The sequence below is a fragment of the Acidipropionibacterium virtanenii genome (assembly GCF_003325455.1).
GTDB lineage: Bacteria > Actinomycetota > Actinomycetes > Propionibacteriales > Propionibacteriaceae > Acidipropionibacterium > Acidipropionibacterium virtanenii.
This window is the reverse complement of sequence record NZ_CP025198.1, coordinates 1,117,411-1,141,815: the sequence shown is the minus strand read 5'-3', so window position 1 is coordinate 1,141,815 and position 24,405 is coordinate 1,117,411. Positions and strand designations below refer to the sequence as shown.

Sequence of the window (24,405 nt, the reverse complement as noted above, 5' to 3'; positions counted from 1 at the left end):
CCCCTCCCGAATTGGATCGCTTCCTGAGAGATGCTAAGGTTTTCTCAGCATCTCCGAAGAGGCCCGGTCCCGACCCCGTCACCGGTCCCCGAGGAGCAGCAGATCCCGTCAGGACGTCAAGTCCTGCGACATGTAGGAGTTCAGTGAGCACTCGCACGACCAGGCGCCACCACGGCCGGTTCGCACCTCTCGACGTCCTCCGCACCGCGATCGTCGCCGACGATGACGACTCGACCGCACAATCACCGCTCACCGACGAGGCGGCTCCCGAGGAGCCCTTCGCCGAGCCCCGACGCCGCTCCCGGTTCAAGGTGGCCGTGGCCGCCTCGGTCGTCGCGGCCCTGGGCCTGGTGACCGGAGGCGCGGTGATGCTGACCAGCGCCTCCACCTCTTCGGCCACCAACGTCCACTCTCTGGCGATCGACAAGAATCACCCCGACATCACCAAGGGCGAGCCCGAGACCGAGTCGTCCCGGAGCACCACGACCAAGAGGTCGAGCGCCGACAACTCCGCGGCGGCCGCCGACAAGGGTTCCCTGCCGGCACTGGACGGACGCGGGTCCAACGTCTCGCGCAGCACCATCCGTTCCGAGCTCGACAAGGCGATGAGCCAGTCCATGGCGGACCAGCGCAACAATGCGATGGACGCCACGGACAGCCAGGCCAGAGCCAAGGCCGACGCGGTCTCCGGGACCGCCCGCGCCAAGGAGATGGACGCCGACGTCGCCAAGGCCAAGGCCCGCGCCAAGGAGATCGCCGCCGAGAAGAAGGCCGCCGAGGCCAAGCTCGCCGCCGAGGCAGCAGCGGCCGGCACCCCGATCAAGACCGGCGATCTCAGTGCGGTGACCGCCTCGGGTGCTGCCTCTCTGCCGCTCGCCACGGGTTCCTACACGCTGGGTTCCCACTGGGGCGAGTACGGCTCCTGGGCGCGCTGGCACACCGGCGAGGACTTCATCGCCAGTTGCGGGACGCCGCTGCACGCCGTGTCCGCCGGGATCATCGGCCAGCCCACCGGAGGGTCCTGGGCCGGAAACCACGTCGTGATCCACATGGCCAACGGCGCCTCCGTGCTCTACGCCCACATGAGCAGCATCAACGTCTCCGTCGGCCAGACCGTCAAGGCCGGCCAGCTGCTCGGTTACTCCGGTGAGACCGGACGGGCCTTCGGCTGCCATATGCACTTCGAGTACTACCCGGCGGGCACCACTCCTGGCGACGTGTACAGCACCACCGATCCGCTGGTCTTCCTGAGGTCCATCGGCCTCAAGCCCTGACCTCCCTCGTTCCGAGGCCCTCCGCCAACCCGTCACGGGCACGGAGGGCCTCATCACGTCCCCTCAGGCCGGTCAGAGCTTCTCCAGGGGCGCGAACTTCAGGGCCAGTCGCTTGGTCCCCACCGATCCGAAATCGACGTCGACGTTGGTGTTGGCGCCGCTCCCCCGGGTCGCCAGCACCGTCCCGAGACCGAATGTGCTGTGCAGCACCTTGTCACCGGGGGTCAGCGAGAGCACCGGGCTCTTCGGGGCGTGCCGTGGGCCCTTCCCCGATCCGAAGGCCCGCCCGGACCCGGCCTGGCTGAACGATGCGCCGTCGCGGTCCAGGCTCTCCCGTGCCGAGCTGCTGCGGTCCTGGGACTGCCAGTCCCATCCCGGTGACGCCTCGGCGAGGCGCTCCCAGTCGATGAGACGGGCGGGGATCTCCTCGATGAACCGGCTGGGCGGGTTGTACTGGGGGGTGCCCCACATGGTGCGCACCACGGCCCGCGAGATCAGCAGTCGCTTGCGCGCCCGGGTCAGCCCCACATAGGCCAGACGCCGTTCCTCGGCGAGTTCCTTCGAATCCCCCAGGGATCGGGCGTGCGGGAAGACGCCGTCCTCGAACCCGGTGACGAAGACCGTGTCGAACTCCAGCCCCTTGGCGGTGTGCAGGGTCATCAGGGTGACGACCCCCTCCCCCTCCTCGGGGATGGAGTCGGAGTCGGCGACCAGGGCGATCTGCTCCAGGAAGGCGGGCAGGGAGTCGTCCCCCTCCAGGGCCGAGTCGTCGGCCGCCACGTCCTCGGCCTCCGTGTCCTCGCCACCGGCGAGGTCGATGGTGTGGGCGCGGGCCACGAACTCCTGGGCCACTGAGACCAGCTCGACCAGATTCTCCAGCCGGGTCTCGTCCTGGGGGTCCTTGGAGTTCTCGAGCTCCGCGATGTATCCGGAGTCCTTGAGGATCGAGTCGAGGATCTCGTCGGCCCGCGCCCCGGCGTCCACCATGGCGCGATGACGGGCCATCAGCTCGCCGAAGGATCTGATCTGGTTGACCGACCGGGTGGCCATCGCACCGATCTCGCCGACCCGGTCGACGGCCTGGGAGAAGGGGATCCGCCGGGCGGTGGCGAAGACCTCGAGGGAGGCCTCGGCCCGGGCACCGATGCCGCGCTTGGGGACGTTGAGGATCCGTCGCACCGAGACGTCGTCGGCGGGGTTGGCGATGGCACGCAGGTAGGCGACGGCGTCGCGCACCTCGCGACGCTCGTAGAAGCGGACCCCGCCGACCACCCGGTAGGGCAGGCCGGTGCGGATGAACACGTCCTCGAAGGGACGCGACTGGGCATTGGTGCGATAGAACACCGCGACATCCCCGTAGGAGGTGCTCCCGGCATCGACCAGGGAATCGATCCTGCGGGCCACCCAGGCGGCCTCATCGTGCTCGGTGTCGGCGACATAGCCGACGATCCTCTCTCCGTCGCCGGCATCAGTCCACAGATTCTTCGCGGGCCGGTCGGGATTGGCCTTGATGAGACTGTTGGCGGCCGTGAGAATCGTCTGCGTGGAGCGGTAGTTCTGTTCCAGCAGAATGGTCGTGGCTCCGGGGAAATCACTCTCGAAGCTGAGGATATTGCGGATCGTGGCACCGCGGAAGGCGTAGATCGACTGGTCGGAGTCCCCCACCACCATGAGTTCGGGGGGATCGACCCTCACCGCGGCCTCCTCCTCCGGATCGCCCGGGGGGACGGGCTCTCGTCCGCACAGCGCCCGGATGAACTCGTACTGGGCGGCATTGGTGTCCTGGTACTCGTCGACCAGGACGTGGCGGAATCGCCGCCGGTACTGTTCGCGCAGGTCCGGGCAGGTTCGCAGGAGGGTGACGACCGACATGATGAGGTCGTCGAAGTCCAAGGCGTTGGCGGCGCGCAACCGCCTCTGGTACTCATCGTAGAGTTCGGCGTAGGTGCGATCGTTCCCGCTGGTTGCGGCATCCTTGGCCGCGGGGGGATCGATGAGATCGTTCTTCTGGTTCGAGATCCAGTTCATGATCGCCCGGGGCTGGAATTTCTTCGGGTCCAGACTGGCATCGCGGGTGACCAGTGTGATCAGTCTCTTCGCGTCCGTGTCGTCGTAGATGGAGAAGTTGCGAGACATCCCCAGCCGGTCGATATCGGAGCGCAGCATTCTCACGGCCGCGGAGTGGAATGTCGACACCCACATCGGGCGCGCCCTGTTGCCGACCAGTTCGACCACCCTGGCCCTCATCTCGGCGGCCGCCTTGTTGGTGAAGGTGATCGCCAGGATCGAACCCGGATGGACTCCCCTCAGCTGCACCAGATGGGCGATCCGACGGGTGAGCACCCGGGTCTTGCCCGAGCCCGCCCCGGCGACCACCAGAACCGGGGATCCCGCGTGCAGGACGGCCTCGCGCTGAGGTCCGTTGAGGCCTGCGAGAAGGCCTTCCTCGGTGGTGGGACGTCGTGCGAGGGCAGCGGGATCGGGCCGGCCCGCGGGGCGCGGAGCCGCCTCCCCGTCGCGCGGAGCAGTGGCGAAGAATGAGAACAGATCGGGTGTGGCGTCACTCATGGCGCCCCCAAGCCTACGGCCTGCGTTGACATCGCCGCACGGGCCCATCTACGCTTGCGTCCAGGTTGTGAGACCGGGTGTCACCGCTCGGTCAGCGGATCGGCACGGGCATCGGCCCGCCGAGACACTCCAGCAGCCCCGGTATGGGCCTTCGGGCACACGAACGCAGGAGAGACACCATGGCGACCGCCACCATTCATCGCGTCCACGCCGACCGGCGTGCGTCGATGATGATGTGTGGCTGCGACGCCATGTGTTGCCGAATGTCCGGCACCTGCTGATCCGGCCCCGCGCCCAGCAGGACCACCGCCATGACCGGTCGGTCCGCCTTGCCCTCCTCGCCCCCGCGACGACCCGGGCCCCTACGGCACCGATCCCCCGTGGCCTCATCCATCCCCCGGGCCCCGCCCGTGTCCGGTCACATCTCTTTGTCCAGGAGACTCCCATGAGCACCTCAGACCATCAGCCCACCCCCGCCGAAGAGCCCGCCGCGCTTCCTGAGAAGCCCGGTGGCGGCCACCGGGGAATCATCATCACAGCCGTCGTCGTCGTGATCGCCCTCATCGCAGGCGCCATCGTGTGGGCCACCCAGCGCGGTTCGGGCTCCGCCGCCGGCGGCGAGTCGGCCACCGGCGGAGCGAAGGTCACCGTCAAGATCGGCACCACCGAGGCGGGTGCGAAGTTCTGGCCCATCTTCATCAAGAAGGCCGCCGCCCAGGGGATCACCATCGAGAAGGTCGACTTCAGCGACTACAACCAGCCCAACCGGGCGCTGTCCCAGGGCCAGATCGACCTCAACTACTTCCAGCACATCTTCTTCCTGGCCAACTACAACCACGAGAACAACGACAATCTGGTGCCCCTGGACTCCACCTACATCGTGCCGCTGTCGATCTACTCCAAGACCCACAAGAAGGTCAGCGAGATCCCCTCCGGCGGCAAGGTCGCCATCCCGAATGACGACACCAACCAGGGCCGGGCGCTCCTGCTGCTGCAGAAGGCCGGCCTGCTGACCCTCAAGGACGGCGGCTCTCCGCTGTCGACCCCGGCCGACGTCGTCGCGGCGAAGTCGAAGGTCACCGTCACCGCGGTCGACGCCTCCCAGACGGTCACCGCGCTGCCGAGCGTCGACGCCTCGGTGATCAACAACGGATTCGCCGTGGACGCCAAGATCGACCCCGACACCGCCCTGGCCGAGGACGACCCGTCCAGCAAGGAGGCCGAGCCCTATATCAACATCTTCGCCGCCCGCGCCAAGGACAAGAACAATGCGACCTACAAGAAGGTGGCCCGGATCTGGCACGATCCGGAGGTGACGAAATCGGTGCTCGCCGAGTCCGGGAACACCGCACACGTCGTCACCGGCAAGTCACAGGCCGATCTTCAGAAGGCCCTCGATGACCTGCAGGCCGAACTCAAGTGACCACCGGAGCCGCAATGGACGATCCGATCATCCACTTCGATCACGTCGGCAAGGTCTTCCAGACCCGATCGGGCCCGGTCACCGCTCTCGATGACATCAACCTGGACTTCCGGGCCGGTGAGATCTCGGCGGTGATCGGGCAGTCCGGGGCGGGCAAGTCCACCCTGGTCCGGCTCATCAACGGGCTTGAGAAGCCGACCCGGGGTCGCGTGATCGTCAAGCGCACCGACATCTCGCAGCTGCCCGAACGGGCCCTGCGCCCGCTGCGCACCGACATCGGCATGATCTTCCAGCAGTTCAACCTCTTCGCTTCGCGGACCATCTACGACAACGTCGCATATCCGCTGAAGCTGGCGAAGTGGTCGAAGACCGAGGAGCGGGCCCGGGTCACCGAGCTGCTCTCCTTCGTGGGTCTCACCGAGAAGGCGTGGACCCATCCCGACCAGCTCTCGGGAGGCCAGAAGCAACGGGTCGGGATCGCTCGGGCGCTGGCCACCCGGCCCACCATCCTGCTGGCCGACGAGTCCACCTCCGCGCTGGATCCGGAGACCACCGCCGGGGTCCTCGGCCTGCTGCGCAGGATCAACGAGGAACTCGGGGTCACGGTCATCGTCATCACCCACGAGATGGAGGTGGTGCGCACCATCGCCGACCGGGTGAGCGTGCTGGAGGCCGGAAGACTGGTCGAGTCCGGTCCGGCCCGGCAGGTCTTCGCCGCCCCGGCGGCAGAGACCACCCGGAGGTTCCTGGCCACCATCATCGGCCAGCACCCCGGGTCCGAGGAGCTGGAGAGGCTGAGCACCGAGAATCCGGGCTCCACCCTGGTCGACGTCACCAGCGTCGATGCCGCCGCCTTCGGTTCGGCGTTGGCCGAACTGGGCAGGCGGGGCGGCGTCAACTACCGGATCGTCCACGGCGGTGTCATCGAGGTGCGCGGAGGGGCCATGGGCAACTACACCCTGGCGTTGAGCGGCGCCGATCACGACGTCGAGGACGCGGCCCGGCTGCTGCGCTCCCTGTCGGGCGACACCGTCCCCGACAGCCCGGCGTCGACGACGGAGGGACGGGACTGATGGACTGGACCACTCTGAGACCCATCTACCTGGACGCCATCTGGCAGACCCTGTTCATGGCCGTGATCACCCTGATCGTCGGCGGAATCCTGGGACTGGTGCTGGGTATCTTCCTGTTCGCCACCCGCCGCGGCGGGCTGCTGGCCAACCGCACGGCCAATCTGGTACTGAACGTCATCGTCAACATCGTGCGCCCGATCCCCTTCATCATCTTCATGACGGCGATCGGCCCGCTGACGCTGAAGGTGGTCGGTACCACGATCGGCGTCCAGGCGGCCACCTTCCCGCTGTGCATCGCCGCCACCTTCGCCATGTCGCGGATCGTCGAGCAGAACCTCGTGACCGTCGATCCCGGCGTCATCGAGGCTGCGAGGGCGATGGGTGCGGGCCCGTGGCGAATCCTCTTCGACGTCGTGGCCCGCGAGGCTCTGGGCCCACTGGTCCTGGGCTACACCTACGTGCTCATCGCCATCGTCGACATGACGGCGATCGCCGGCGCCATCGGCGGTGGCGGGCTCGGCCAGTTCGCCATCCAGTACGGCTACCAGCGGTTCAACTGGACGGTCACCCTCATCGCTGTCGTGACGATCATCATCATCGTCCAGGCCGCCCAGTTCGCCGGGAACGCCCTGGCCCGAAAGGCCCTGCGCCGCTGATGACGTACCCGATGATCCGATCGGATCGTCATCCGCGAGCCCGGATAGAGTGAGTGGCATGGTCTCCTCCCAGCGCTCCACCGGACGTCTGCGCACCGCCCTGAACCGGATCGCCGGAGCAACGGCGTTGGCTCAGGTGGTCGCGGCCGGGGCGTTGATGGGATATGCGGCGGTCAAGCGCCGTGGCCGGCGGCCTTACCGCTTCCCCACCGCACCGGTCGCCCCGATCACGGCCGGCCCGGACGAGGTGAGCGTCTTCACCTTCGGCCGTGACCTCTACGAGCAGATGCTGGCCGACATCGGGTCCGCCACCAGCACCGTCTACTTCGAGACCTTCATCTGGAAGGCCGACGAGGTCGGCGAGAGGTTCCGCCAAGCGCTGGTCGACGCCGCAGCCCGAGGGGTCGACGTCTACGTCGTGTGGGACCAGTTCGCCAATCTTGTCGTCGACCCCCGCTTCTTCCACCACCTGGACGGGGTCCACACCCAGAGTCAGCCCGTCGTGGCGATGGCGATGCCGAGCCTGCGCAATATCGGGCGGGATCACCGCAAGCTCCTCATCGTCGACTCGAAGGTCGCCTACGTCGGCGGATACAACATCGGCTCGACCTATGCCGACCGGTGGCGCGACACCCATGCGAAGGTGGTCGGGCCCAGCGTGGCCGACCTGGAGAATGTCTTCGTCGATCACTGGAACCAGCGGCCCTACGCGTCGCTGGCGCGCAGACGCCGGATCCCCGAGCTCCGGTCACCGGGTTCCCGCCGCTGGGACACCGAGATCGACGTCCACCGGAACACCCCCCGGGTCGCGGTCTACCCGATCCGCAACATGTACCTGGAGGCGATCGACCGGGCCTCGGAGCGGATCTGGATGACTCAGGCCTACCTCATTCCCGACCACGACGTCCTCGCCGCCCTGCACGAGGCCTGCGAACGCGGTGTGGACGTGCGGATCATCATTCCCGCGGAGTCCAACCATGTGGTCGCCGACTGGCTGAGCAGGGGGTACTACGAGCGGCTGCTGGGCTACGGGGTGCATCTGCTGCTGTACCAGGGCGCAATGGTCCACGCGAAGACCTGCACTATCGACGGGATCTGGTCGACCATCGGCACCGCCAACATCGACCGGATGTCGCTACAGGGCAACTACGAGGTGAACATCTCGGTGATCGGCGACCAGGTGGCCTCCCAGATGGAGGAGATCTTCGGGATCGACTCCCGCAACTGCCTGGAGCTCGACGCCGATCAGTGGCGCGACCGCTCCGTGATGGCCAAGTTCACCGAGGCCCTGCTGGCGCCGTGGCGCCCGTTCTTCTGACCGGGTGCGGCGACCCCGGCAAGTCCCTGAGCCGGGCCCTGGTTCCTTCTCCGCGGCCCGGACGGGCCCTATCGTGGACGGCATGGGATTTCTAGGTTGGATCATGTTGGGGCTGATCGCCGGATCGATCGCCAAGGCCATCCTGCCCGGACGTCAAGGAGGCGGTTGGTTCGCCACCCTGCTCCTCGGAGTCGTCGGGTCGGTGGTCGGGGGTTGGATCGGAAGCAGCCTGTTCCATGTCGGTATCTATCACTTCTGGAGCCTGCAGTCGTGGCTGCTGGCCATCGTCGGCTCCCTCATCGTGCTGATCGTCTGGGGATTCATCAAGGGGCGCCGCAGCGCCTGACCCGGTCCGCAGCGCCCCACACAGCCCCTCCCGATCCGGGAGGGGCTGTTCTTCGCGTCCGATCCGCGCGCCGATGGGCGAGGTCAGATGAGCCGGCGGTCGGTGGCCCAACGAGTGAGTTCATACCGGTTCGACAGCTGCAGCTTGCGCAGCACATTCGACACATGGGTCTCGACGGTCTTGACCGAGATGAACAGCTCCTTGGCGACCTCCTTGTAGGCGTAGCCGCGGGCGATCAGCCGCATCACCTCTCGCTCCCGGGGGGAGAGCCGGTCGAGATCCTCGTCGATGCTGGCCACCTCGATCGATCCGGAGAAGGCGTCCAGCACGAAACCGGCCAGCCGCGGAGAGAAGACCGCATCGCCGGTGGCCACCCGTTCGATGGCGGACAGGAGGTCCTCCGAGGAGATCGACTTGGTGACATATCCGCGGGCGCCCGCCCGGATCACGGTGATGACGTCCTCGGCGGCGTCGGAGACCGACAGGGCGAGAAATCGGGTGGCCGATCCCAGACCTGCGGCCTCGCAGCGCCGGATGACCTCGGCACCTCCGCCGCCTGGAAGGTGGACGTCGAGCAGCACCACCCGGGGCAGGGACCCCATCACCGCGCTCACCGAGGTCTCGACGTCCTGCCCCTCGCCGACCACCGTCACCCTGTCCCGGTGCCGTTCCATCTCCGCCCTCACCCCCGACCGGAACATCTCGTGATCGTCCACCAGGACGATGCTCACCGGACCGTCCAGCTCGGTCGTTGTCTGGGTCATCTCCGCCTCATCACCGGCGCCGGTCATGGCGCCATCTCCAGCCGAATCTCGGTTCCCTCGCCGACTCCCGTACGGATGTGCGCGCATCCCCCGTGCCTCTCCATCCGCTCGATGATCGAACGTCGCACCCCCATCCTGTCATCTGCGATGGTCTCAGGGTCGAACCCGACCCCACGATCGCGCACGAAGACCTCCACGAGCTCCGGTTCGACCTCCGCGTAGACGTCGACCTTGGCGGCATGCGAGTGCTTCGCCGCGTTCATCACCGCCTCGGCGGCCGCCTGAACCATCGCCCGGAGTCGCTCGGTGATGTCGGTGTCACCGACGCAGACCAGTTCGACCGGCACCCCGCGCTCGGCCTCGATGCGCGAGGCCTCGGCCGCCAGCGCAGCCTTGAGGGTGGACGGCTCGGGGCCATCGCCTCCCGCCGGCGTGCCCGCGGATGTGGCGCTCGCGCCGCCGTAGAGCCACTCGCGGAGTTCCCGCTCCTGACGGCGGGCGAGGGTGGCGACGGCGCGGGGATCATCCGCCTCCCGCTGGATCAGTGCCAGGGTCTGCAGTACCGAGTCGTGCAGGTGGGCCGCCATGTCGGCCCGGGCGTCGGCGACCGCCCGTTCCTGGTCCGCCTTGCGGAGCCGCACCCGCCAGGAGTGCACCCAGGGTGCCGAGACGAGGCCGGCCCCGGCGAGCACCAGGACGGCCATCAGCGCCAGGGTCGGCCACTGCCCCATGCCGATCTGGGATGCGGCGACCAGCGAGATCGCGCTGCCCACCATCGCCATACCGGCACCCACCCGCGTCGCGGCGATCAGCCGTCCGCCACCCAGCAGGGGCGTGTACCAGCGGCGGGGCTCGTCGTCGGCCGTCGAGGAGGATGCCGAGTCCTCGGCCTGGCGCCACACCAGCGCGACGCCGCCGGCCGCCAGGGCCAGCGGCCAGAACCACCGGGCGGTGACACCGCTCCCGATGACCTGGACCAGAAGCACCAGTCCGATGCCGATCAGCACCACGGCGCCGGTACCGCCCGCGGAGCGCCCGCCGTCAGCGCCCCTGCGACGCAGGCCGAGGCGAGTCGCTGCCTCGAGGCCCGGGCTGGTGACGTCGGTCTCGCGCGGCATGAGTATCCACAGCGCGCCGTAGAGCAGCGCTCCGAGCAGCTGGATGGGGGTGAGCAGAATGAATCCGAGCCGCACGATCCAGACCGGGATGCCGAGGTGCCGGGCCAGTCCTGCGGCGACCCCTACGAGCCAGGCCTGGTCGGCGCTGCGAGTGGCACGCCGCGGCCACGGCTCCACGGCGTCCGGGGCCGCCGGGCCTTGACGGTCCCGGCCGGGTCCGGGTTCACCCGGCTTCTGCTCCATCTGGCGCCCTCCTGGTCAGCAACGATTCCACCCGCGCGTCCCCGGGAACAGTGCGGCTGCACGGAATGGGGACCGGATCAGGGTGGGCCCCTATGGGCAGGACGGTACCGCCGGGGCAGCATGGGGGCCATGAGTTCGCAGCCCCTACCGGTTCCGGTGCCCGATCGGGCGCCGATCTGGCGGCGCGCGCACCGGTCGTCGACCGGCCGGCAGATCGCCGGGGTGTGCTCAGGGGTTGCACGACGCCTCGACGTGGATCCGCTGCTGGTGAGGGCGCTGACTGTGGTGCTCGCGCTGAGTGCGGGGGCAGGTGTCATCGGCTATGCCGCGGCATGGCTGCTGATGCCCGATGATACGGAGACGTCCCTGGCCGACAGGCATCTGCCGGGCCTGGCGAGGCGGCGCACCGGGACGATCGTCGCCGTGGTCCTCACGGCGTACCTGCTCACGCTGCCGGTCTGGACGTCGATCACCCCCTTCGGTGTGGGACCTCTGGTGGTCATAGGGGTGCTCTCCTGGATGGCATGGCGCGCGAAGACCGGGACGGCCCGTCGGACTCCGAGGTTCGCCTCGGCCCGTCCGGTCGGCGCGAGTTCGTCTCCGGACACGATCCGGACGGCACGCCCGGCGGGAGCGGCCACGGCCATGGCATCACCGGAATCTCCCGGGTTCGATCCTTACCGGGCCGCACCGGCCCGGGCGGTGGGCCGATCCTCGGAGCGCCCCCACCGCAGCTGGTGGCTCACCGCTGCGATGATCATGACGGCCTCGGCGGCCGCCGCCATCGGCCTGTCAGCTCCCGGATCACATCCTGTTCTGCTGGCTCTGGCCGCCGCCCTGGGAGTCATCGGCGCCTTCGAGCTCATCGGCACGATTTCCCGCCGGCCTCATCTCGGCCCGTTGCTCGGCATCGTGGTGGCCGTCAGCCTGGCGGCGACTGCGGCGGCCCCGGCTCTGGGGCTGCCGAGCCGCGTGGTGGCGGGTCAGGAGGCCACCTCGACCTGGAGCAACGCCTCCGATCTTCAAGGCGGCCTCACGGTGGCCGGAAGTTCGACACGGATCGACGCCTCCGGCCTGGAACTCGCCCGGGATGCCCGGACCACCGTCGCCGTGATCGGGAGCGAGATTGAAGTCGTGACACCGAGATATGCGAACATCGTTGTCACGACCGATATCAGGGGTGGATCGGTGACCGACCCGCAGGGGCGCCAGATCACATCCGGCCGCCAGACCTTCTGGCGGCACCGGAGCATCCCGGGCGTGCCGACACTGACCGTTCACCTCCGGGTCTACGGCGGACAGGTGAGGCTGGTGGGCCCGTCATGAGCCACCGCCGCATCGACGTCGGCGCCTTCATCTGGGGCCTGCTGTTCGTCATCTGCTCGGGGCTGGGTGTCGCGCTGGCCCTGGGAGCCCATCTCCTGTGGCGCGACATCATCCGGATCGGTCCCCTCATCCTCATCGGTGTGGGGGCCCTCGGACTCGTACTGACAATCATCACGAAAGGACACCGAAGATGAGCAACAAACTGACCCGTCCCCAGGAAGGCCGCATGATCGGCGGAGTCTGCGCAGGAATTGCACGCAGCCTCGACCTCGACGTCACCCTCGTCCGCATCGTCACCGCCGCGCTGGTGATCTTCGCCGGCGCCGGACCGCTGGCCTACGTGGTGGCCTGGGCCATCATCCCCAATGAGACGACCGGCTCCAGCTTCGCCGAGGACGCCACCGCACAGGCCAAGGAGTCCTGGGCGAACCGGAGCCAGCCCCGGCACCCGCAGAGCCCCGACGAGTCGACCGGCGAGTCCTTCGATCCGTACAAGGAGTCATGATCGGCCGCTGACACATGACGACGCCGCGGCCCGGGATCGGATCCCGGGCCGCGGCGTCGTCATGAGCTCGCTGCGGCTACTCCCACTCGATGGTGGCCGGCGGCTTGCTGGTGATGTCGATCGCCACCCGGTTGATCTGCGGGCAGGCGTTGGTGATGCGGGTCGAGATCTTCTCGAGAACATCGAAGGGCACCCGCGCCCAGTCAGCGGTCATGGCGTCCTCACTCGTCACCGGGCGCAGCACGATCGGGGATCCGTAGGTTCGCCCGTCGCCCTGGACCCCGACCGAGTGCACATCGGCGAGCAGCACCACGGGACACTGCCAGATCCTGCGGTTGAGCCCGGCCGCGCCGAGTTCCTCGCGGGCGATGGCGTCGGCCTCGCGCAGCACCTCGAGCCGGTCGTGCGTGACCTCGCCGATGATCCTGATAGCCAGACCGGGACCGGGGAAGGGCTGGCGCCACACGATCTCCTCGGGCAGCCCGAGCTCCAGACCGACCGCCCGCACCTCGTCCTTGAACAAGGTGCGCAGCGGCTCGACCAGGGAGAACTGAAGATCGTCGGGAAGACCGCCCACATTGTGATGACTCTTGATGTTGGCGGCACCGTCCCCGCCGCCGGACTCCACGACATCGGGATAGAGAGTGCCCTGGACCAGGAAGTCGACGGGCTGGCCGTCGTTGAGCACGCGGGCCCGAGCCTCGAAGGCCCGGATGAACTCGCGGCCGATGATCTTGCGCTTCTGTTCCGGATCGCTGACCCCGGCCAGCGCCTCGAGGAAGCGCTCGGACTCATCGGCGACGACGAGATCGGCTCCGGTGGAATCGACGAAATCATGCTTGACCTGCTCCGCCTCGCCCTTGCGCAGCAGTCCGTGATCGACGAAGACGCAGGTGAGCTGGTCGCCGACGGCGCGCTGCACCAGGGCGGCGGCCACCGCCGAGTCGACCCCTCCGGACAGCCCGCAGATCACCCGGCGATCCCCCACCTGGGCGCGGATCCTGCTGATCTGATCGCCGACGATGCTGGACGCCGTCCAGTCGGGCCGGCATCCGGCCACGTCGAAGAGGAAGTGCTCCATGACCGCCTGGCCGGACTCCGAGTGCATCACCTCGGGATGCCACTGGACGCCCACCAGCTTGCGCTCGACGTCCTCGAAGGCAGCCACGGGGGCGCCCGCGGTGCGGGCCAGGGTCGTGAACCCCTCGGGAGCCCGCTCGACGGAGTCACCATGACTCATCCACACGCTGATGGTGTGCGGGATCCGTGAGAGCAGATGACCCGGAGCGGTGATGCACAGACTGGTGCGGCCGTACTCGCTGGTTCCGGTCTGCGCCACATGCCCGCCCAGAGCTTGAGCCATCGCCTGGAATCCGTAGCAGATGCCCATCACGGGCACACCCGCTGAGAACAGATCCGCATCCAGCTGCGGGGCCCCGTCGGCGTACACCGAGCTCGGACCACCCGACAGGATGATGGCGGCGGGGTCCTTGGCCAGCATCTGCGAGACCGGCATCGTGTGCGGGACGATCTCCGAATAGACGGCGGCCTCACGGACCCGGCGGGCGATGAGTTGGGAATACTGGGCGCCGTAGTCGACGACCAGGACGACATCATGGAGTTGTTCCATGAGGCGCAAGTCTAGGCCGATCCTCGCCCTGAACTCATCTCGGCCGGTGGTCACGAGAAGCCGCTGAGCTGGAGGCGGAAGTGCCGGTCCGGCCATCTTGGGAATGCCCTCTTCCGGACGGCCTCCTGTTTATCGCGAGCCAGCGGCTGCATGCCGGCCCTGCGCCGGTAGGATCGCGTCACGTGGTGAACGGGCTCGAGCTCGTCGTCCGCGACACGTCTCGATCGGTGAGGTGGAACTCCATGACACAACGACCCCTGCGTGAGCGTCTCCAGATGGTCCGGGAACGGATGTCAGAGGATCTCGACGCGGCGATGCGGGAGGATCCGGCCGCCACCTCGCGGTTCCTGGTGGCCATCTCCTACCAGGGGGTGCATGCCATCTGGTCCCACCGGATCGCCCATCTGATCTGGACGCGAACCCCCGCGCTGAGACCGCTCGCCCGGTTGATGTCGCAGGCCTCCCGGCATTGGACGGGAATCGAGATCCATCCCGGCGCCACCATCGGCCGACGCTTCTTCATCGATCACGGGATGGGAGTCGTCATCGGCGAGACCGCGATCGTCGGGGATGACGTGCTCATGTATCACCAGGTGACACTCGGCGGGCGGGCCCGTGGACGCTTCAAGCGGCATCCCACTGTGGGCGACCGCGTGCTGCTGGGCGCCGGAGCCAAGGTGATCGGCGACATCACGGTCGGCGATGACGCCAAGATCGGGGCCAATGCCCTGGTGGTCAAGGACGTCGCCCCAGGATCGGTGATAGTCGGCATCCCGAGCGTGGTGCACTCCGGGGACGTCATCGCATAGTTTTGAGCGGAGGGGGCGACCCCTCCACGCTCGCCAGGGCTCGCGGCCTCCCCGAACAAGTCAGGTTCGCGACCGTGCTCGGCGTCCCTCCACGCTCGCCAGGGCTCACGGCCTCAGACCGAAGGGTCGATCCTCTGGTGGGCCTCGGCGATATCGGCGTGGTGGCGCACCACTTCGGCGACGATGAAACTGATGAACTTCTCCGCGAACTCGGGGTCCAGATGGGACGCCTCCGCTAGCCGGCGCAGCCGGGCGACCTGCTCCTTCTCGCGCTCCGGATCCGCCGGCGGCAGCCCCTGCGTGGCCTTGAGCACACCGACCCGTTGGGTGATCTTGAACCGCTCCGCGAGCAGATGGATCAGAGCCGCGTCCATATTGTCGATGCTGTTGCGCAGCTCAGCCAGTTCCGGGTGCACCTCGCTCATGCCGCCCACATTACTGGCGCCGGCACTGTCTCCCCGGTATCTGGACGTCTCCGTCCCGGATCCCTCGAACCCGTGCCCCAACGTGGCGTCCAGCGGCCTCGACGGTCGTACTGGCCCGCTTCCGCCGGTCAGCGCCACATCGGGGACCGCTCGATCTCCCCGCAGAGTCATCCCGTCGGCATCAGAAGGCATGACAGCCTCCTTGCCCAGGATGATTGCGCGTCAGCATGTGGTGCGACGGTGCCACTGCCCAGTTGCGTGGCTCTGGTGGCCAGCCCATTCCCCCGGCCGATGCGGAACCGGGTCCCGGGCCCGACTGGCCACGTTATACAGCCCCAGCGCCAGCATGACGTCGGAGACCATCACCCCCGCGCCCAGAACGGCCTGCACCCCAGCGACGCTCGACATGGCCACGAACACGGCGACCGGACGCCGACGGCGCAACAGGTACAAGCCGCACAAGCCTGCCGAGATCACCAGACCGACCGTCCACCAGGAACTACCTACCGCCGCACTGGCATGAGCCTATCGATCGAAGACGGCCAGCAATGAGGCCCCGCCGGCTCAGTGCAGGATCAGCTCGATCCGCTGGAACGACTTGACGTCGGAGTAGCCGGTGGTGGCCATCGACTGGCGGAGCCCGCCGACCAGATTCATGGTGCCGTCGGGAATCCGCGACGGCCCGTTGACCACCTCCGCCAGCGTGCCCACCGAGTCGAAACGCACCCGTTCGCCGCGCGGCAGGGTGCCGTGCCAGGCCTCGGAACCCCAGTGCCAGCCCTGCCCGGGAGCCTCCTTCGCCCGTGCCAGCGGCGATCCGACCATCACGGCGTCGGCCCCGCAGGCGATCGCCTTGGCGATGTCACCGGACCGCCCCACCGATCCGTCGGCGATGACGTGGACGTAGCGCCCGCCGGACTCGTCCATGTAGTCGCGCCGGGCCTCGGCCACATCGGCGATCGCCGAGGCCATCGGCACCTCGATGCCCAGCACCTGGCGGGTGGTGTGGGCCGCCCCGCCGCCGAACCCGACGAGGACGCCGGCCGCGCCGGTGCGCATCAGGTGCAGGGCCGTCTGGTAGGTGGCGCAGCCGCCCACGATGACGGGCACGTCGAGGTCGTAGATGAACTTGCGCAGGTCGAGCACGTCGGAGCGGTCTGATACGTGCTCGGCCGAGACGGTGGTGCCGCGGATGACGAAGAAGTCCACCCCGGCCTTCTCCACGACGTCGGCGAACTGGGAAGCGTTCTTCGGCGACAGCGACCCTGCCACCGGGACCCCGGCCGCCCGGATCTGAGACATCCGCTCGGTGATGAGCTCCTTCTTGATCGGTTCGGCGTAGATCTCCTGCATCCGGTGGGTCGCCGCCAGCGGGTCGTCGATGCCGGCGAGTTCCTCCAGCAGGCCGCTCGGGTCCTCGTACCGGGTCCACAGGCCCTCGAGGTTGAGCACGCCCAGTCCGCCGAGCCGTCCGAACTCGATGGCGGTCCGGGGGCTCATCACCGAGTCCATCGGAGCCGCCATGATCGGGAAGTCGAAGGTGAGGGCGTCGATCCGCCAGTCGAGGCTCACCTGATCGGTGTCCCGGGTACGCCTGGAGGGCACGATGGAGACGTCGTCGAGTCCGTAGGCCCTCGTCGCGCGCTTGCTTCGTCCGATGTCGTACATGTTTCCTTTCCTGCCGGCCCCTTCGGACCGCCGCGGCCTCAGCGGCCGGAGTAGTTGGGGGCCTCGACAGTCATCTGGATGTCGTGCGGGTGGGACTCGCGCAGGCCGGCGGAGGTGATTCTCACGAAGTGGCCCTTGGCGTGCATCTCGTCGATGTTGCGCGCGCCGGTGTAGAACATGGCTTGGCGCAGCCCGCCGACCAGCTGGTACGCCACGTTGCCGAGCGGCCCCCGATAGGCCACCTGGCCCTCGATGCCCTCCGGGATGATCTTGTCGTTGGAGGAGACGTCGCCCTGGAAGTAGCGGTCCTTGGAGTAGGACAGCTTCTCCCCGCGCGCCGACATGGCACCCATCGATCCCATGCCGCGGTAGCTCTTGAACTGCTTGCCGTTGATGAAGACGAGGTCCCCGGGGGACTCCTCGCATCCGGCCAGCAGGGAGCCGAGCATGACGGTGGAGGCCCCGGCCACGATGGCCTTGGCGATGTCGCCGGAGTACTGAAGGCCGCCGTCGCCGATCACCGGCACGCCGTGGGGCCGTGCGGCCCGGGTGGCGTCGACGATGGCGGTCACCTGGGGCACGCCGACGCCGGCCACCACCCGGGTGGTGCAGATCGATCCGGGCCCGATGCCGACCTTGACGCCGTCGGCCCCGGCCTCGCACAGTGCCCTGGCGCCCTTGTAGGTGGCGATGTTGCCGCCGACGATGTCGACCCCGGCGGCCCGCTTCTCGTGCTTGAGCCGGGCGATCATGTCGAGGACGCCCTGGGTGTGGCCGTGCGCGGTGTCGACGACGATGAGATCGACGCCTTCCTCCACCAGGGCCATGGCCCGCTCCCACGAGTCCCCGAAGAACCCGATCGCTGCGCCCACCCGCAGCCTGCCCTGGGGGTCCTTGGTGGCCCGGGGGTACTGGTCGGACTTCACGAAGTCCTTGAGGGTGAACAGCCCCTTGAGCCTGCCGTCGGAATCGACCAGGGGCAGCTTCTCGATCTTGTGGGCGGCCAGGAGCCTGAGGGCGTCGGCGGGGGCGGTGCCGACCGGGGCGGTCACCAGCGGCATCGCCGTCATGACGTCGCGGATCGGGCGGGCCGGGTCCTCCTCGAAGCGCATGTCCCGGTTGGTGATGATGCCCAGCAGGCGGGTGCGCTCGTCGACCACGGGGACCCCGGAGATCCGGTAGGTGTGGCACAGCTCCTCGGCCGCGGCGAGGGTGGCGTCGGGGCCGATGGTGATCGGCTCGTCGATCATGCCGGCCTCGGACCGCTTCACCTGGTCGACCATGTGGGCCTGGTCGGCGATCGACAGGTTGCGGTGCAGGATGCCCAGGCCTCCCTCGCGGGCCATCGAGACGGCCATCCGCGTCTCGGTGACGGTGTCCATCGCCGCGCTGACAAGGGGAATGGCGATCCGGATATTGCGGGACACCAGCGTCCCGGTGTCCACCTCGGAGGGGATGACGTTGCTCTCCACCGGCTGCAGAAGCACGTCATCGAAGGTCAGCGCCAGGGGCGCGATCTCCTCGAGGGGGCTGCGTCCGGGGTCCGCGGCGGACATCCCGCTGTCATCAGGAACGCGATCACTCATGGGCGGCCTTTCACCTGGGGTGGTCGTCATCCTAGTCCTGAGGCGCCGCCCGCCTCGACCCTCTCACCGGCCCTCATCGGGTCTCCGGAGGCGGCCGCGGCCACCGACTCCCACCATTGATGCCCCCGGGCCGGAAGCCATACCACCAGCCAGGTCAGGATCGCGACGGGAAGTGCGAGGAAGGGTGAGGAGAACCACTGCAGGAAGCACAGCCCGGAGCCCAGAACGCCGGCCACGACCAGGCCGGCGGTGAGACGCCTGGTCAGCGGAGTGAGGCTGAGAACGGCCAGCGCCCCGATGAGATACCAGGGCTGCAGGCTCGCCCCGCAGATCGCGAAGGCGGCGAGGGCAGCCGCCTGGAGTGCCAGCGGCCGGCTGCCGGCCGCCGCCCGGTACCCGGGTACAGGACCCCATCGGGCCCAGCACCAGATGATCGCCGCGGCCGTGAGCACCAGGCTGATCGTCGTGGCGGGTCCGACGAGCCGGGCAACCGGGATTCCGGTCCATCCGATCACCTGGACCGTCATCGCGATGAGTGAGTCGCTGGTCACCGAGGCCGGGGTCCCGGCGGTGTCGTTGAGCCACCCCAGCCCGAGCCCGCCGATGGCCGACACCCCTGTGAAGACCGCGATCGCGGCCACGGCCCCGGTCAGGGTGCGCCCGACCAGGGCCCGCCAGGTGTCGCGTCCGCCATCGGTCACCACCTGCCGGTGCACCAGTGCCACCAGCCCCAGGCCCGCCAGCACCCCGGGCTGCTTGATCGTCCCCGCCAACCCGACCAGGGCTCCTCCTGCCAGCAGGCCGAGCCACGGCCGTCGTGCCCGGGCCAGTGACCACCCGGACCACAGGGCGACCAGGGCGATGGCCACCTGGAGGCCGTCGTTGTGTGCCCCGCCGATGATGTTGAGCAGCACGAGAGGGTTGGTGACGATCAGCCACAGGGCCAGCTGAGGGTCCGCCCCGGTCATCCGGGCCATCCGGGCCACCGCCACGGCGATGACGACCATCGCCACCACCGCCGGAATGCGCATCGCCAGGATCGACCAGTAGGGATGGTTCGCCGCCAGGGCGGTCATGGCCGCCTGGATCCACAAACTGCCCGGCGGGTAGACGGCCGTGGTGCCGCTCCAGTGCCAGTCGACATGGGCGGCCATCGGGCCGGCCTGCCCCTGGGCCACCAGGTAGGGGTTGTGCCCGTGGGCCAGCAGCCAGCCCTGAGCCGCGTAGGCCCAGGAGTCCTGGCTGAGCATCGGCCGGGTGACGAGCATGGGTGTCGACCAGCATGCCGCGGTGAGCCCGCGTCGGCTCTTCAGCGAGGCCGAGCGCAACCATGCCGTCAGGAGCAACACCAGGCCGAGCAGGCCGAGCAGCCAGGGTCCGATCTGGATGCCGTGAAGCTGTTCGGGATGGCCCGGCTCCTCGTCCAGCCACGCCCACCAGGCCATCAGTCCCGACCCGGCGAAGCCGACCGCGAGGACCTCGACGAGGCGGCGTCGGCGGGCAGTCAGGGGCATGCGGATCCTCCAGTCAGTGGCCCGGCCCACACTATCGGTGCCCGGAACGCGAATCGGCCCCGGCAGCAGCCGGGGCCGATCTCAGAACCTCAGAAGAGGTTCATGACTCACTTCTCGTCGTCATCCTCGGGCTTGTCCACCACCAGGGTCTCGGTGGTGAGCAGCAGAGAGGCGATCGAGGCGGCGTTGGCCAGCGCGGAGCGGGTGACCTTCACCGGGTCGATGACGCCGTCGGCGATGAGGTCGACGTACTCGTCGGTCCTGCCGTTGTAGCCGTGCCCGGGCTCCAGCTCGGCGACCTTGGAGACCACGACATAGCCGGGCTCCCCGCCGTTCTCGGCGATCCAGCGCAGCGGCTCGCGCACGGCCTTCTCGACGATCTGGACTCCGGCCTTCTCATCGCCGGTCAGGCCGAGGCCGCCGGAGAGCACGCGGGCTGAGTGGACGAGAGCCGAGCCGCCGCCGGCGACGATGCCCTCCTCGATGGCCGCGCGGGTGGCCGAGACGGCGTCCTCGATGCGGTGCTTCTTCTCGTTGAGCTCCACCTCGGTGGCGGCACCCACGCGGATGACGCAGACCCCGCCGGCGAGCTTGGCGATCCGCTCCTGGATCTTCTCGCGATCCCAGTCGGAATCAGAGGCGTCGTACTCGGCGCGCAGCTGGGCCACACGACCGGCGACGTCCTCGGTGGAGCCGGCGCCGTCGACGATGGTGGTGTCGTCCTTGGAGACGACCACCTTCTTGGCGCGGCCGAGCACCTCCAGGCCCACCTGGTCGAGCTTGAGGCCGACCTCGGGGGCGACGACCTGGCCGCCGGTGAGGGTGGCGATGTCCTGCAGCATGGCCTTGCGGCGGTCGCCGAAGGCCGGAGCCTTGACGGCCACCGAGTTGAAGGTGCCCTTGATCTTGTTGACGACCAGGGTGGACAGGGCCTCCCCGTCGACGTCCTCGGCCACGATGAAGAGCGTGCCGCGAACCCCGATGACCTTCTCCAGCAGCGGCAGGAGATCGTTCATCGACGAGATCTTGCCGGAGTTGATGAGGATGTAGGGGTCCTCGAGCACGGCCTCCATGCGGTCCTGATCGGTCACCATGTACGGGGACAGGTAGCCCTTGTCGAACTGCATGCCCTCGGTGAACTCGAGCTCGGTGCCGAAGGTCTGGGACTCGTCAACGGTGATGACGCCGTCCTTGCCCACCTTGTCGAAGGCCTCGGCGATGAGCTCGCCGATCTGCTCGTCACGGCTGGAGATGGTGGCGACGCTCGCCATGTCGGCGGTGGTCTCCACAGCGCGCGAGATGGACTTGAGCTCGTCGACGACGGCGGTGACCGCCTGATCGATGCCGCGCTTGAGCCCGACCGGGTTGGCCCCGGAGGCGACCGCGCGAAGACCCTCATGGACCAGGGACTGGGCCAGCACCGTGGCGGTGGTGGTGCCGTCGCCGGCCACATCGTTGGTCTTGGTGGCGACCTCCTTGGCCAGCTGGGCGCCGAGGTTCTCGTACGGATCGGTGAGGTCGACCTCCTTGGCGACGGTCACGCCGTCGTTGGTGATGGTCGGTGCACCGTACTGCTTGTCGAGGACGACGTAACGGCCCTTGGGGCCCAGCGTCACCTTGACGGTGTTGGCGAGGGTGTCGACGCCGCGCTCAAGGGAGCGGCGGGCCTCCTCGTCGAACTGAAGCTGCTTGGCTGCCATGTATCAGCGCCTCACTTCTCGACGATCGCGAGGATGTCGCGGGCGTTGAGGAGCAGGTACTCCTCGCCGTTGTACTTGACCTCGGTGCCGCCGTACTTGGAGAAGATGACGACGTCGTTCTCCTTGACGTCCATGGGGACACGGGTGCCCTTGTCGTCAACACGGCCGGGGCCGGCTGCGATGACGCGGCCCTCCTGCGGCTTCTCCTTGGCGGTGTCCGGGATAACGAGTCCGGAAGCGGTGGTCTGCTCGGCCTCGAGAGGCTGGACGAGGACGCGGTCCTCGAGCGGCTTGATCGTGGTTGCCACGTCAAGACCCCTTTCATGATGAAGACGAATCATTCGAATCACGCGCCTGGGGTTGCGAGCCCCGAGCTGCGAGCGGACCGCCGACGTCGCGGGTGCCACCGGTCCGTTGGCACACTCCCTAGGAGAGTGCCAACAAGAAAAGTACACCGGCGTTAGCACTCCTTCAACCCGAGTGCCAGAGACCGGCGTGCGGCCGTCACCTGGTGCCCGGTGCCGCGCCCTTCCCCCGGCGCTATGCCGATCCCCGCGAGGTGTCCGCGGAGTCGGACACAATGGCGTTCATGATCATCACCGTGAAGGGAACCTTCACGCTCAGCCTTCCGGCCGAACGTGGCACCGTGCGACTCACCTCCGGCGCGGAGGGGGACGACCGCGCAGTGGTCACCCGGGCGGCGACCGGCACGACCGAGGAGCTGCGGTACCAGCTCGTCGATCTCGAGGAGAGCGGCGCGGCCACCTGGTACTCGGTGGGGGCGCAGACCACCCAGGCCTGGCGACCGTACAACAGTGAGGGCATCGTGATGCCGATCCGTTATCGGACCTCGTCGGCGATCGAGGTGAAGTTCGCCGACTTCTCCGCCCTGTCGAGGTGGGGGACGCGGTGGGCCGAGACCCGCGGCCTGTCGGTCGATGAGGTCGAATGGACCCTCACCGAGAAGACCCGCGACCGGGTGGCCGATGAGGTGCTCACCGGGGCGGTGCGCGACGCCACCCACCGCGCGGAGGTGCTGGCGAAGGCCGCCGGGCAGCAGACTCCGCGGGCGCTGGCGGTCGCCGATCCCGGGCTGCTGAACGATGTGTCCGCAGTCGCGCCCGGAGGCGACCTCGAACCCGCGGGGTACCGCGCCCGGGCGATGGCCGCGACGGGGGCTCCCGGGGGCGAGTCGGTGAAACTCTCCCCCGCCGACATCGCCGTCAGTGCCACCGTGCACGCCCGGTTCCAGGTGTGAGCCCTCAGCCCTCGACCCGACGGGCCACCAGGGCCCGGGCGCCCTCGCTGGTGGGCATGAGGATGAATGTGGCACGGTTCGGACCCCTGGGCCGCAGCCTGCGCCGCAGCGCCGCCGGATCGACGTCCAGACCGCGCACCTTGATCTCCAGAGTGCCCACCCGGTGCTCGCGCACCCAGGACCGCAGGACCTTCTCCGCCAACGGCATCTCCGCGAGGATCCGGAACCAGGTGAGCCAGGGCGAGGCCACCGGCTCGGGGGCGAGCAGATAGGCGATCCCCGGGGCCGGAAGGTGCACGTCGGCGCCGGACGCAGCGGCTCTCATGGCCCGGGCACGGATCACCGCGGGATGGGGCTCGGCGAGGTGATCGGCCACCGGTCCGGTGCTCAGCGCCGGCTCTCCTCCCAGCAGGGTCAGAGGCGCTGAGGGGTCCTCCCCCACCAGGACGGCGCTGTGCCGAGAACCACCGGATCCAGACTCGGTGCCGGACCACAGGGCGGCCTCCACGAGGTCGCGCCGGTGCCCGACCCAGTCGACCCTCACGCCCTCGGGGAGAAGCTCCCTTGGCACGCCGGGGCCGAGTTTGACCACGGTCGTGAAGGGCCCGGCCAGCATCTGCCGGACGAACCCCCAGGACGGTCGGATGTCCTCGATCCGCCAGCTGCGCCCTCGTCCGGTGCGGCGGGCCGGGTCGAGCATCACGGCGGTGGCTGCGGCACCCGCCATCAGTTCGTCAGCCAGGGCCTCCACGTCGCCGCACAGCACTCGGGCGCCGGGCAGATTGAACCGGGCGAGTTCTGCGACCGCGGGATCGATCTCGACGGCGGTGACCTCCAGGCCCGCGTCCAGACAGGCGCGCGAGTCGGCTCCGCATGCGCAGCCCAGATCGACGACGCGCCTGATTCCGGCCTGTCTGAGGCGGGCGGCGCGCCAGGCCGACACCGGGCCGCGGGTGGCCTGCTCCAGGCCATCGCGGGTCCACATCATCTGGGCGCCCGCCGGACCGATCTTGTCGACGGCCCGGCTGCGCAGCGAGACCTGGTCCAGTGCAGCAGCCGCCAGATCCGGATCGAACCGGGAGCGCAGGCGCGTCGCGGCGCCCAGCGAGTCGGGGTCGGTCTCGGCGCGTGCCGCATCCAGGGCCTCGGCTCCCTCGGCCGAGGTGAGTCGCCGTGCCAGATCCGGATCCATGGCCTCAGC

Annotated in this window: 23 protein-coding genes; 11 read left to right on the top strand and 12 right to left on the bottom strand. The window is 68.7% G+C overall.

Features of this window, described 5'->3' with window-relative positions:
• The first annotated feature begins 143 nt into the window (after nucleotides 1-143).
• The gene (locus tag JS278_RS05190) at nucleotides 144-1,274 is read left to right on the top strand and encodes a M23 family metallopeptidase (protein WP_114044264.1); all 1,131 of its coding nucleotides are present in this window, start codon (nucleotides 144-146) and stop codon (nucleotides 1,272-1,274) included.
• 72 nt (nucleotides 1,275-1,346) lie between these two features.
• Here JS278_RS05190 and pcrA read toward each other — a convergent pair whose 3' ends face one another.
• Entirely contained in the window at nucleotides 1,347-3,842 is a 2,496-nt protein-coding gene (pcrA, locus tag JS278_RS05185; RefSeq protein ID WP_114044263.1) for a DNA helicase PcrA, read from the bottom strand.
• A gap of 445 nt (nucleotides 3,843-4,287) precedes the next feature.
• On the opposite strand from pcrA, the gene JS278_RS05180 reads away from it, so the two are divergent.
• From JS278_RS05180 to JS278_RS05160, 5 genes are all read left to right on the top strand, one after another.
• Nucleotides 4,288-5,265, top strand: a complete 978-nt coding sequence (locus tag JS278_RS05180) for a MetQ/NlpA family ABC transporter substrate-binding protein (protein WP_114044262.1) — start codon at nucleotides 4,288-4,290, stop codon at nucleotides 5,263-5,265.
• Between the two features lie 14 nt (nucleotides 5,266-5,279).
• Nucleotides 5,280-6,338: a methionine ABC transporter ATP-binding protein gene (locus tag JS278_RS05175; protein WP_114044261.1), complete on the top strand. Its 1,059-nt coding sequence runs from the start codon at nucleotides 5,280-5,282 to the stop codon at nucleotides 6,336-6,338.
• Nucleotides 6,338-6,994, top strand: a complete 657-nt coding sequence (locus JS278_RS05170; protein WP_425451471.1) for a methionine ABC transporter permease — start codon at nucleotides 6,338-6,340, stop codon at nucleotides 6,992-6,994. The genes JS278_RS05175 and JS278_RS05170 overlap by 1 nt, the downstream gene beginning before the upstream one ends.
• Nucleotides 6,995-7,052: 58 nt before the next feature.
• Nucleotides 7,053-8,312 (top strand): phospholipase D-like domain-containing protein, encoded by a 1,260-nt coding sequence (locus JS278_RS05165; protein ID WP_114044260.1) that lies wholly within the window; start codon nucleotides 7,053-7,055, stop codon nucleotides 8,310-8,312.
• Between the two features lie 82 nt (nucleotides 8,313-8,394).
• Nucleotides 8,395-8,658: a GlsB/YeaQ/YmgE family stress response membrane protein gene (locus tag JS278_RS05160; protein ID WP_114046125.1), complete on the top strand. Its 264-nt coding sequence runs from the start codon at nucleotides 8,395-8,397 to the stop codon at nucleotides 8,656-8,658.
• 83 nt (nucleotides 8,659-8,741) lie between these two features.
• On the opposite strand, the gene JS278_RS05155 is transcribed toward JS278_RS05160, so the two are convergent.
• Both JS278_RS05155 and JS278_RS05150 read right to left on the bottom strand, forming a co-directional pair.
• The gene (locus JS278_RS05155) at nucleotides 8,742-9,422 is read right to left on the bottom strand and encodes a LuxR C-terminal-related transcriptional regulator (protein WP_181833831.1); all 681 of its coding nucleotides are present in this window, start codon (nucleotides 9,420-9,422) and stop codon (nucleotides 8,742-8,744) included.
• A gap of 23 nt (nucleotides 9,423-9,445) precedes the next feature.
• Complete coding sequence (locus tag JS278_RS05150; protein WP_114044258.1) at nucleotides 9,446-10,783, bottom strand: ATP-binding protein; 1,338 nt, start codon at nucleotides 10,781-10,783, stop codon at nucleotides 9,446-9,448.
• 129 nt (nucleotides 10,784-10,912) lie between these two features.
• Here JS278_RS05150 and JS278_RS05145 point away from each other — a divergent pair, with 129 nt between their 5' ends.
• Genes JS278_RS05145 through JS278_RS05135 form a run of 3 tightly spaced genes read left to right on the top strand, consistent with a single transcriptional unit; the run spans nucleotide 10,913 to nucleotide 12,614 of the window.
• Nucleotides 10,913-12,109: a PspC domain-containing protein gene (locus tag JS278_RS05145; RefSeq protein WP_181833830.1), complete on the top strand. Its 1,197-nt coding sequence runs from the start codon at nucleotides 10,913-10,915 to the stop codon at nucleotides 12,107-12,109.
• On the top strand, nucleotides 12,106-12,303 hold the full coding sequence (locus JS278_RS05140; RefSeq protein WP_114044256.1) for a hypothetical protein: 198 nt from the start codon (nucleotides 12,106-12,108) through the stop codon (nucleotides 12,301-12,303). The genes JS278_RS05145 and JS278_RS05140 overlap by 4 nt, the downstream gene beginning before the upstream one ends.
• Nucleotides 12,300-12,614, top strand: a complete 315-nt coding sequence (locus tag JS278_RS05135) for a PspC domain-containing protein (RefSeq protein ID WP_114044255.1) — start codon at nucleotides 12,300-12,302, stop codon at nucleotides 12,612-12,614. Before JS278_RS05140 ends, JS278_RS05135 begins: the two co-directional genes overlap by 4 nt.
• A gap of 76 nt (nucleotides 12,615-12,690) precedes the next feature.
• Here the strand turns inward: JS278_RS05135 and guaA are convergent, their stop codons facing one another.
• Nucleotides 12,691-14,244 (bottom strand): glutamine-hydrolyzing GMP synthase, encoded by a 1,554-nt coding sequence (gene guaA, locus JS278_RS05130; protein WP_114044254.1) that lies wholly within the window; start codon nucleotides 14,242-14,244, stop codon nucleotides 12,691-12,693.
• Between the two features lie 242 nt (nucleotides 14,245-14,486).
• Here guaA and cysE point away from each other — a divergent pair, with 242 nt between their 5' ends.
• Nucleotides 14,487-15,053, top strand: coding sequence for a serine O-acetyltransferase (gene cysE, locus JS278_RS05125; RefSeq protein WP_114046124.1), 567 nt, complete (start codon nucleotides 14,487-14,489; stop codon nucleotides 15,051-15,053).
• A gap of 113 nt (nucleotides 15,054-15,166) precedes the next feature.
• On the opposite strand, the gene JS278_RS05120 is transcribed toward cysE, so the two are convergent.
• From JS278_RS05120 to groES, 7 genes are all read right to left on the bottom strand, one after another.
• Nucleotides 15,167-15,478 carry a chorismate mutase gene (locus tag JS278_RS05120; RefSeq protein WP_114044253.1) on the bottom strand — a complete coding sequence of 104 codons (312 nt, stop codon included), beginning with the start codon at nucleotides 15,476-15,478 and terminating at the stop codon, nucleotides 15,167-15,169.
• 222 nt (nucleotides 15,479-15,700) lie between these two features.
• The gene (locus tag JS278_RS16760; protein WP_114044252.1) at nucleotides 15,701-15,955 is read right to left on the bottom strand and encodes a DUF7134 domain-containing protein; all 255 of its coding nucleotides are present in this window, start codon (nucleotides 15,953-15,955) and stop codon (nucleotides 15,701-15,703) included.
• Between the two features lie 87 nt (nucleotides 15,956-16,042).
• Nucleotides 16,043-17,146 carry a GuaB3 family IMP dehydrogenase-related protein gene (locus JS278_RS05110; protein ID WP_114044251.1) on the bottom strand — a complete coding sequence of 368 codons (1,104 nt, stop codon included), beginning with the start codon at nucleotides 17,144-17,146 and terminating at the stop codon, nucleotides 16,043-16,045.
• A gap of 38 nt (nucleotides 17,147-17,184) precedes the next feature.
• Nucleotides 17,185-18,702, bottom strand: a complete 1,518-nt coding sequence (gene guaB, locus JS278_RS05105) for an IMP dehydrogenase (RefSeq protein ID WP_114044250.1) — start codon at nucleotides 18,700-18,702, stop codon at nucleotides 17,185-17,187.
• 56 nt (nucleotides 18,703-18,758) lie between these two features.
• Nucleotides 18,759-20,246, bottom strand: a complete 1,488-nt coding sequence (gene mptB, locus JS278_RS05100; protein WP_114044249.1) for a polyprenol phosphomannose-dependent alpha 1,6 mannosyltransferase MptB — start codon at nucleotides 20,244-20,246, stop codon at nucleotides 18,759-18,761.
• A gap of 107 nt (nucleotides 20,247-20,353) precedes the next feature.
• Nucleotides 20,354-21,946: a chaperonin GroEL gene (gene groL / locus JS278_RS05095; RefSeq protein WP_114044248.1), complete on the bottom strand. Its 1,593-nt coding sequence runs from the start codon at nucleotides 21,944-21,946 to the stop codon at nucleotides 20,354-20,356.
• Between the two features lie 11 nt (nucleotides 21,947-21,957).
• Entirely contained in the window at nucleotides 21,958-22,254 is a 297-nt protein-coding gene (groES, locus tag JS278_RS05090; protein ID WP_015071167.1) for a co-chaperone GroES, read from the bottom strand.
• A 281-nt stretch (nucleotides 22,255-22,535) separates the two neighbouring features.
• Between groES and JS278_RS05085 the strand changes: the two genes are divergently transcribed.
• Complete coding sequence (locus JS278_RS05085) at nucleotides 22,536-23,204, top strand: SIMPL domain-containing protein (protein ID WP_181833828.1); 669 nt, start codon at nucleotides 22,536-22,538, stop codon at nucleotides 23,202-23,204.
• 4 nt (nucleotides 23,205-23,208) lie between these two features.
• Here JS278_RS05085 and JS278_RS05080 read toward each other — a convergent pair whose 3' ends face one another.
• On the bottom strand, nucleotides 23,209-24,396 hold the full coding sequence (locus JS278_RS05080) for a class I SAM-dependent methyltransferase (protein ID WP_114044246.1): 1,188 nt from the start codon (nucleotides 24,394-24,396) through the stop codon (nucleotides 23,209-23,211).
• Between the last annotated feature and the right edge of the window lie 9 nt (nucleotides 24,397-24,405).